Here is an 8645-nt window from a genome sequence, read left to right on the forward strand (position 1 = left end):
TGCGTTTCCGACTCTATCAGATCTTTTCTCGATCCGATTTCCTCGGTGCTTTCCAGGTTCCCGCTCTCGCGTTTCCCTTTCCGGCGGTTCCGACTTTATCAGAAGTTCTGAGTCGGAATTTCCACCCGGTCCGGGGCAACCGGATCCAGTCCATGAAGCACTGGGGTTCCCGGTCGGGCAGAGCCGTAAACGTACTGGAGCGGGGTGCCTCGATGCAAATCGAGGCACCCCGCTCCACGTTCAGGCGGACGAGGGTCAGACCTCCACGACCACCGGCAGGATCATTGGCCTGCGCCGATAGGTGTCCGAGACCCACTTGCCGAGGGTCCGGCGGATGAGCTGCTGCAGCTGGTGGGGCTCCACGACCCCGTCCTGGGCCGAGCGCTCCAGCACCTCCGAGATCTTCGGAAGGACGTCCGCGAACGCGGAGTCCTCGATGCCGGAGCCGCGGGCCTGGACGTGGGGCCCGCCGGTGATCTTGCCGGTGGACGCGTCGACGACCACGAAGACCGAGATGATGCCCTCGTCGCCGAGGATCTTGCGGTCCTTGAGAGCCGGCTCACCCACGTCGCCGACGGAGAGGCCGTCGACGTACACGTAGCCCGCCTGGACCTTGCCGGAGATCCTCGCCTTGCCCGCGACGAGGTCCACGACGACGCCGTCCTCGGCGATCACGATGCGGTCGTGCGGGACGCCGGTGAGGGCGCCGAGCTCGGCGTTGGCGCGCAGGTGCCGCCATTCGCCGTGGACCGGCATCAGGTTCTTCGGGCGGCAGATGTTGTAGAAGTACAGCAGTTCGCCGGCCGAGGCGTGGCCGGAGACGTGCACCTTGGCGTTGCCCTTGTGGACGACGTTGGCGCCCCAGCGGGTCAGTCCGTTGATGACGCGGTAGACCGCGTTCTCGTTCCCGGGGATCAGGGACGAGGCCAGGATGACCGTGTCGCCGTCGACGATGCGGATCTGGTGGTCGCGGTTGGCCATCCGGGACAGGGCCGCCATCGGCTCGCCCTGGGAGCCCGTGCAGACCAGGACCACCTCGTGGTCGGGCAGGTCGTCGAGGGTCTTGACGTCCACGACCAGGCCCGGCGGGACCTTGAGGTAGCCGAGGTCCCGGGCGATGCCCATGTTGCGGACCATGGAACGGCCGACGAAGGCGACCCGGCGGCCGTACTCGTGGGCCGCGTCCAGGATCTGCTGGATGCGGTGGACGTGGCTGGCGAAGCTGGCCACGATGATCCGCTTGCGGGCGCCGGCGAAGACCTGCCGCAGGACGTTCGAGATGTCGCGCTCGGGCGGGACGAAGCCCGGGACCTCGGCGTTCGTCGAGTCGGCCAGGAGCAGGTCGATGCCCTCCTCGCTCAGCCGGGCGAACGCGTGCAGGTCCGTCAGACGGTTGTCCAGCGGAAGCTGGTCCATCTTGAAGTCGCCGGTGTGGACCACCATGCCGGCGGGGGTGCGGATGGCGACCGCGAGGGCGTCGGGGATGGAGTGGTTGACGGCGACGAACTCGCAGTCGAAGGGTCCGACCCGCTCGCGCCGGCCCTCGGCCACTTCCAGCGTGTAGGGGCGGATGCGGTGCTCCTGGAGCTTCGCCTCGATGAGAGCCAGGGTCAGCTTGGAGCCGATCAGCGGGATGTCCGGCTTCTCGCGGAGCAGGAAGGGGACGCCGCCGATGTGGTCCTCGTGGCCATGGGTGAGGACGATGCCCTCGATGTCGTCGAGGCGGTCCCGGATGGACGAGAAGTCCGGCAGGATCAGGTCGACTCCGGGCTGCTCCTCCTCGGGGAAGAGCACTCCGCAGTCGACGATCAGCAGACGGCCGCCGTACTCGAAGACGGTCATGTTTCGGCCGATCTCGCCGAGCCCGCCGAGCGGGGTGACGCGCAGGGCGCCTTCGGGGAGCTGCGGCGGCGGGGCGAGTTCAGGATGCGGATGACTCAAAAGACTCTCCTCACCACGCACGCCACGTACCGGTCGGGCACGTGGCGTGCGTGACGTTCGTGCATAAGCAGTTGTCGTTTGTGTGGGGTGCGGGCACACCGGTGGTCCCGCTTATTCAGTTGTGAAGCCTTGCTGCGCGGACAACCGCGCAAAGTCTGTTGTCAGAGCTGTACCCCGCCGGCAGCAAGATCGATCTTGAGCTGGGCGATCTCTTCGGCCGAACATTCGACCATGGGGGCGCGCAGCGGTCCGGCGGGCAGTCCCTGGAGGGCGAGTGCGGCCTTGGTGGTCATGACGCCCTGGGTGCGGAACATGCCGGTGTAGACCGGGAGCAGCTTCTGGTGGATCTCCGTCGCCTTCTGGACGTCGCCGGAGGTGAAGGCCTCGACGAGGGCCCGCAGGTCCGGGGTGACCAGGTGGCCGACGACCGAGACGAAGCCGACGGCGCCCACGGAGAGCAGCGGCAGGTTGAGCATGTCGTCGCCGGAGTACCAGGCCAGGCCGGACTGCGCGATGGCCCAGCTCGCGCGGCCGAGGTCGCCCTTGGCGTCCTTGTTGGCGACGATCCTCGGGTGCTCGGCGAGGCGGACGAACGTCTCGGTGTTGATCGGGACGCCGCTGCGGCCGGGGATGTCATAGAGCATGACGGGCAGCGCGGTGGCGTCCGCGATGGTCGTGAAGTGCCGGTACAGGCCCTCCTGCGGGGGCTTGTTGTAGTACGGCGTGACGACCAGCAGGCCGTGGGCTCCGGCACTCTCGGCCCGGCGGGCCAGCTCGATGCTGTGGTGGGTGTCGTTGGTGCCGACGCCCGCGATGACGTGGGCACGGTCGCCGACCGCTTCCCGTACGGCTCGTACGAGGTCCGCTTTCTCCGCGTCGCTGGTGGTGGGGGACTCGCCGGTGGTCCCGTTGATGATCAGGCCGTCGTTGCCTGCGTCCACCAGGTGGGTGGCAAGCCGCTGCGCGCCGTCGAGGTCGAGCGCGCCGTCCGCCGTGAAGGGCGTGACCATGGCGGTGAGGACCCGCCCGAAGGGGGTCTGCGGAGTGGAGGTCGGAGCCATGGGTTACACGCTACTCGGTGCTCACGGCGCGGTCTGCCCTCGGAGTGCGGGGAAAGTCCGGACAAATGCGGAGCCCGGCACTGCCTGCTCGGGGGTTCAAGCAGTGCCGGGTCCGTTTGATCAGGCTAGATGAACTTCTCTAAATGCCGCAATACGGACACCTCGCGAGGCTGATCCGTACATCTGTGCCGAGTACGACAGGAAGCACGAGAAGCAGGCCGTAAGTACTACGGCGCGACACGGCCGTTCGCGTTGAAGGCGGCGTACGTGAGCGGCATGAGCCTGGCCCACTCCGCCTCCATCTTCTCGCCGACCATCTCGATCTCCCGCTGCGGGAAGGACGGCACCTTGGCCAGCTCGTGCTGGGTGCGCAGACCGAGGAAGTGCATCAGCGAGCGGGCGTTGCAGGTGGCGTACATCGAGGAGAACAGCCCGACGGGCAGCACGGCACGGGCGACCTCACGGGCGACGCCGGCGGCGAGCATCTCCTGGTAGTGCTCGTACGCCTGGATGTACGACTCCTGCATCGAGCGTTCCGTGATCTCCTGCTGGGCTTCGGTTCCCGGCACGAACTCGTACTTCCCGGGGCGTCCCTGCTGGACCAGTTTGCGGTCCTCACCGGGCACGTAGAAGACCGGCTGGAGTTCCCGGTAGCGGCCCGACTCCTCGTTGTACGAGTTGTGGACGACAAAATCGTTCGCGAGGAAGTTGTGCCAGGGGCCTTCCACGGAGAGGTCGTAGGTCATCTCCTCGCCGTCGGCCTCGATCGACACGATCTGGTCCGGCACCGCCTTGGCGACCGTTCCGTGGCGCCGGGCCAGCGCCTGCTCCCCCGCGCTCTTCACCGCGTGGCACGGCTCGCAGGCGGGAGCGAGGTTGTTCTCGTCGAGGGCCTGGAGCAGGTCGCCCGCCACCGGGACGACATGGTCGAGCGCGAGCTGTTCCCGCGGGAAGCCCTGTCCGCACAGATGACAGGTGTCGAACTCCTTGATGAGCCTCTCGCGCTGCATGGAGGCCCATACGCCGATGCCACGTCGCAGGCTCGGCGGGACCAGGTCCTGTGACGGGAGCGGTGCGGTGCCGGAAACGAGCACGGCGTCCCCGACGGAGAGCTCGCCCGCCTTGCACCAGCCCTCAGGGGTGAACAGAGCGTGGTCGACGGTACAGCGGAGTGTCTTGCCCGACGCCGTGGTGATCTTGACGAGCGCCTTGACGCCCGACTCGATCACGTCGACGATCCGCGCCCGCTGCGCGAGGAGGGTTTCCTCGTCGTAGCAGCGCACGTGGTTGCGGCGTACCGGTTCGAGCTTGCGGATACGGGTGCTGGGGTGCAGCTCTCTGAACTCGGCGACGGCGGACTCGGCGGCCTCGCGGTTCTCGTAGAAGCCGAGGTAGTGCTTGCTGTCGCCGCGCGTCACCTGCGCCATCCACTTCCCTGCCCGGCTGTGCCAGGTGACACCGCCGGCCGAATGCGGCAGGCGGTCCTCGACGCCCAGGTGCCAGAGCCTGTACAGCTCGGCGATGGTGCGACGGCGCAGCTGACCCGCCTCGCTCTCCAGAGTGATCTCCGTGTCCCCGGCGAGGCACCAGCCCACGCGGTGCCGCATGAACTCGCGGAAGACGAAGATCGGGGCGCTGATGAAGAAGGTCATCGAGTTGTGCTCGAAGGGGCTGCCGTGCCGGTCCCGCATCAGGTAGTTGATCAGGCCCTTGGAACGCTCCGGGTCCTTCTGCAGCTCCTCCAGGGACTGCTCGCCGGCGGTGGAGACACGGGCGGCCCACAGCACGTCGGAGTCGGCCGCGCTGTGCTTGACCAGCTCGACGGTGACTTCGCTGCGGAAACTGGGCTTGAGGTCGTCGGCGGGGTTGTCGGTCACGGCTCGGAGGGTCCTTCCATCACTTCTCTCGGGCGGCGCCCACTCTACGGCCCGGCACCGACACCGGGGCGTTCGGTGGCGGGGCGCGACATCTTTGGCCAACTTCGGTGAAGTTCTGTGAATTCGGGGCAACCGGGCACCTATCGCTTCGTTCGCTCGTCTGTGTTGGTGAGAGCGATTCGTTCGATCCCCTCTGACCCCCGTCCCCGAGAGGAGACGTACCCCCGATGTTCCGTCGGCGTGAACCCGTCCCGTTCGCATTCCTCGCCGAGACCGACAGGTTCCGCAGTAATGTCACTCCCCCGCCCCGGCCCCGGTCGTCCGTGAGCCAGATAGCCGGGCGGTGGCTGCTCGGGCTCACCCTCGTGGCCGGTCTTGCGGGCGCCCTGGTCCTGGGCATGCCCGCGCTGTCCACGTCGTCCGACACCGGCGCCCAGCAGTCACAGGCCTCTCAGGGGCACTGACCCTTCCGGACCCCCGTGAGTGGTGAGCGGGGACATGGCCGGATAGCCTCACCGGGCACAGCCCACGCATGGATTGAGTGAGGACCAGCCGTGCCCCTGCCCTTCCTGACGGCCGACCGCACCTTCGACGCGGCACTGGACAGCGCGCTGCCGTACGACGACGACCGCGACCGCTGGCGGCGCCCCTACCGGCCCGGGCCGTGGCGTGTGGGCGGGGCCGCGCTGTGGCTGCTGCTCGCCTCGTTCGTGCTGTTCGCGGCGGTCGCGCTGGCCCTCACCGGTTCGCTCTCCTCCGCCGCCGTGGTCCTCTGCATCGCGTTGCTGATCATCGCCGCCGCGCTGCGGATACTGCGCATGGGGGTGTGGGTGAGCGCGCGCGGGGTGCGCCAGGTGGGTCTGCTGCACACGCGGACGGTGCCCTGGAGACGGGTCGTCTCGGTGCGCACGGCACAGCAGCCGGTGCGCTGGCTGGGGCTGCCGCGCACGGTGCAGGGGCAGGCGCTGACGCTCGTACGCGAGGACCGGCCGGCGGACGACACGGCGCCGTTGCTGACCACGCACACCATGGACTTCGTGGGCCGGTCCTCGGCCTTCGACCGGGCGGCGGACGTCGTGGAGGCGTGGGCGGCGGAGTACCGGCGGAGCTGAGCGCGCGGCGGGACCGGCAGAAGCGGCTCAGGCCCCGGTCGGCCTGCCGTCGTGCAGGGCTATCGCGCGCTGCATCGCCTTGCGGGCGCGCGGGGTGTCGCGGGCGTCGTGGTAGGCGACGGCGAGCCGGAACCAGCTGCGCCAGTCGTCGGGGGCGGCCTCGGTCTCGGCCCTGCGCTTGGCGAAGACCTCGTCGGCCGAGTCCCGGTCGATGCGGCCGCCGGGCGTGCGCTTCAGCTCGTCCACGGGCAGGCCGCCCTCGGCGTCCAGTTCGGCGGCGAGGGCGTTGGCGCGGCGGACGAACTGGGTGTTCTTCCACAGGAACCACAGGCCGATGACCGGCAGGATCAGTACCGCCACGCCGAAGGTGACGGTGAGGACCGTGCCGGTCTGGATGAGCATCACACCGCGGCTGCCGACCAGAACGAAGTAGAAGAGCAGGACGGCGGCCGTGACGGCGTAGGAGATCTTCGCGCGCATGTCAGAGGTCTCGGCTCAGCCCAGGTCCAGGAAGTTCTCCAGGCCGAAGGTCAGGCCGGGAGTCGTGACCACGCGGCGGGCGCCGAGCAGGATGCCCGGCATGAAGCTGCTGTGGTGGAGGGAGTCGTGGCGGACGGTGAGGGTCTCGCCCTCGCCGCCGAGGAGGACTTCCTGGTGGGCGAGGAGGCCGCGGAGGCGGACGGCGTGGACGGGGACGCCGTCGACGCTGGCGCCGCGCGCGCCGTCCAGGGCGGTCACCGTGGCGTCCGGCGCCGGGGCGGTGCCGGCCACGCGGCGGGCCTCGGCGATGAGCTGGGCCGTGCGCGTGGCCGTGCCGCTGGGCGCGTCCACCTTGTTCGGGTGGTGGAGCTCGACGACCTCCACCGACTCGAAATAGGGCGCCGCGATCTGCGCGAACTTCATCGTCAGCACGGCGCCGATGGAGAAGTTGGGGGCGATGAGCACGCCGGTCTCCGGGGACTGGGCGAGCCAGCCCCTGAGCTGCGCGAGGCGTTCGTCGGTCCAGCCGGTGGTGCCGACGACGGCGTGGATGCCGCGGCGTACGCAGAAGTCGAGGTTGCCCATCACCGAGGCGGGGGTGGTGAGTTCGACCGCGACCTGGGCGCCGGACGCCTCCAGCGCCTCCAGCTTGTCGCCCCGGCCGAGGGCGGCGACCAGCTCCAGGTCCTCCGCGGCCTCGACCGCCTTGACCGCCTCGGAGCCGATCCGGCCGTTGGCGCCGAGGACCGCCACGCGCAGCTTGCTCATCTTCTTCGTTCCTTATCGGTGTGTGTCAGGCGACGGCGTCGTGCAGGCGTGCGGCCTGTTTGTCCTTCAGCGGGCCGATGACCGACAGCGACGGGCGCTGTCCCAGGATGTCGCGGGCGACGGAACGGACCTCGTCCGGGGTCACCGCGGCTATCCGGGCCAGCATGTCGTCGACGGACATCTGCTCGCCCCAGCACAGCTCACTCTTGCCGATACGGTTCATCAGCGCGCCGGTGTCCTCCAGGCCGAGGACCGTGGAGCCCTGGAGCTGGCCGATGGCACGTCCTATCTCGTCGTCGGGCAGACCGTCCTGGGCGACCTGGTCGAGCTCGTCCCGGCAGATCTTCAGGACGTCGTGGACCTGCGAGGGCCGGCAGCCAGCGTAGACGCCGAACAGGCCGCAGTCGGCGAAGCCGGAGGTGTAGGAGTACACGCTGTAGGCCAGGCCGCGCTTCTCGCGGACCTCCTGGAAGAGCCGGGAGGACATGCCGCCGCCGAGGGCGGTGTTGAGCACGCCGAGGGCCCAGCGGCGGTCGTCGGTGCGGGCGAGGCCCGGCATGCCGAGGACGACGTGTGCCTGCTCGGTCTTGCGGCCGAGGAGTTCGACGCGGCCCGCGGTGCGGATCGTACGGCTGCCGTCACGTGGGGCGATGGGTGCGGCCGCGGTGTTCCTGAAGGCGCCGGCCTTCTCGAAGGCGGCACGGACCTGTCGTACGACCTTGTTGTGGTCGATGTTGCCGGCCGCGGCCACCACCAGGTGGGTGGGGTCGTAGTGCTTCTTGTAGAAGCGGCGGATGCGGTCGGCGGTGAGGGCGTTGACGGTGTCGACGGTGCCGAGGACGGGGCGGCCGAGGGCGTTGTCGCCGAACATGGTGTGCGCGAACAGGTCGTGCACGCAGTCGCCGGGGTCGTCCTCGGTCATGGCGATCTCCTCGAGGATCGCGCCGCGCTCGACGTTCACGTCCTGTTCGAGGATCAGGGAGCCGGTCAGCATGTCGCAGACGACGTCGATGGCGAGCGGCAGGTCGGTGTCGAGCACGCGTGCGTAGTAGCACGTGTACTCCTTCGCCGTGAACGCGTTCATCTCGCCGCCGACCGCGTCGATGGCGGAGGAGATGTCCAGGGCGGAGCGGCGCGTGGTGCCCTTGAAGAGCAGGTGCTCCAGGTAGTGGGTGGCGCCGTTCAGGGCGGGGGTCTCGTCGCGGGAGCCGACGTGGGCCCAGATGCCGAAGGTCGCGGAGCGGACCGAGGGCAGGGTCTCGGTGACGATGCGCAGGCCGCCGGGGAGGGTGGTCTTGCGGACCGTGCCGATGCCGTTCTCGCCCTTGATCAGGGTTTGGGTACGGGCGACGGCCCGCGCCTCCGAGTCGCCGTCGTCGCCGGCCTCGCCCCGGCCTCCCGCCACC

The 8645-nt window shown here is 69.3% G+C and carries 8 protein-coding genes and 1 pseudogene; 2 read left to right on the plus strand and 7 right to left on the minus strand.

The genetic code is table 11. The features are described 5' to 3' along the window. Positions 1-255 precede the first annotated feature (255 nt). From ABZ646_RS33620 to ABZ646_RS33635, 4 genes and pseudogenes are all read right to left on the minus strand, one after another. Positions 256-1941, minus strand: coding sequence for a ribonuclease J (locus ABZ646_RS33620; protein WP_360527420.1), 1686 nt, complete (start codon positions 1939-1941; stop codon positions 256-258). Positions 1942-2102: 161 nt separating this feature from the next. Then, complete coding sequence (gene dapA / locus ABZ646_RS33625) at positions 2103-3002, minus strand: 4-hydroxy-tetrahydrodipicolinate synthase (RefSeq protein WP_360527423.1); 900 nt, start codon at positions 3000-3002, stop codon at positions 2103-2105. A 227-nt stretch (positions 3003-3229) separates the two neighbouring features. Beyond that, entirely contained in the window at positions 3230-4609 is a 1380-nt protein-coding gene (gene thyX, locus ABZ646_RS33630) for an FAD-dependent thymidylate synthase (RefSeq protein ID WP_360527441.1), read from the minus strand. Next, a pseudogene (locus ABZ646_RS33635) lies at positions 4589-4879 on the minus strand (FAD-dependent thymidylate synthase); the annotation flags it as partial. The pseudogene ABZ646_RS33635 and the gene thyX, both read right to left, overlap by 21 nt. Before the next feature lie 227 nt (positions 4880-5106). Between ABZ646_RS33635 and ABZ646_RS33640 the strand changes: the two are divergent. Together ABZ646_RS33640 and ABZ646_RS33645 are read left to right on the plus strand one after the other, a co-directional pair. After that, positions 5107-5343, plus strand: a complete 237-nt coding sequence (locus ABZ646_RS33640) for a hypothetical protein (protein ID WP_360527426.1) — start codon at positions 5107-5109, stop codon at positions 5341-5343. A gap of 90 nt (positions 5344-5433) precedes the next feature. Beyond that, positions 5434-5991 carry a hypothetical protein gene (locus ABZ646_RS33645; protein WP_360527429.1) on the plus strand — a complete coding sequence of 186 codons (558 nt, stop codon included), beginning with the start codon at positions 5434-5436 and terminating at the stop codon, positions 5989-5991. Positions 5992-6018: 27 nt separating this feature from the next. Here the strand turns inward: ABZ646_RS33645 and ABZ646_RS33650 are convergent, their stop codons facing one another. Genes ABZ646_RS33650 through ABZ646_RS33660 form a run of 3 tightly spaced genes read right to left on the minus strand, consistent with a single transcriptional unit; the run spans position 6019 to position 8644 of the window. Then, on the minus strand, positions 6019-6471 hold the full coding sequence (locus tag ABZ646_RS33650; protein WP_360527432.1) for a hypothetical protein: 453 nt from the start codon (positions 6469-6471) through the stop codon (positions 6019-6021). A 15-nt stretch (positions 6472-6486) separates the two neighbouring features. Continuing rightward, positions 6487-7239 (minus strand): 4-hydroxy-tetrahydrodipicolinate reductase, encoded by a 753-nt coding sequence (dapB, locus tag ABZ646_RS33655; RefSeq protein WP_360527435.1) that lies wholly within the window; start codon positions 7237-7239, stop codon positions 6487-6489. A 25-nt stretch (positions 7240-7264) separates the two neighbouring features. Next, a complete protein-coding gene (locus ABZ646_RS33660) occupies positions 7265-8644 on the minus strand; it encodes a pitrilysin family protein (protein WP_360527438.1) in 1380 nt (459 codons plus the stop codon). Position 8645: the final 1 nt, after the last annotated feature.

This window comes from Streptomyces sp. NPDC007162 (assembly GCF_040634175.1).
In the GTDB taxonomy this organism is placed as follows: domain Bacteria; phylum Actinomycetota; class Actinomycetes; order Streptomycetales; family Streptomycetaceae; genus Streptomyces.

What these genes read in the sequence shown, in the direction of transcription:
- ABZ646_RS33650 (WP_360527432.1), bottom strand. Translation starts at nt 6,471, where the DNA reads ATGCGCGCGAAGATCTCCTACGCCGTCACGGCCGCCGTCCTGCTCTTC.
- dapA (WP_360527423.1), bottom strand. Translation starts at nt 3,002, where the DNA reads ATGGCTCCGACCTCCACTCCGCAGACCCCCTTCGGGCGGGTCCTCACC.
- thyX (WP_360527441.1), bottom strand. Translation starts at nt 4,609, where the DNA reads ATGCGGCACCGCGTGGGCTGGTGCCTCGCCGGGGACACGGAGATCACT.
- ABZ646_RS33640 (WP_360527426.1), top strand. Translation starts at nt 5,107, where the DNA reads ATGTTCCGTCGGCGTGAACCCGTCCCGTTCGCATTCCTCGCCGAGACC.
- dapB (WP_360527435.1), bottom strand. Translation starts at nt 7,239, where the DNA reads ATGAGCAAGCTGCGCGTGGCGGTCCTCGGCGCCAACGGCCGGATCGGC.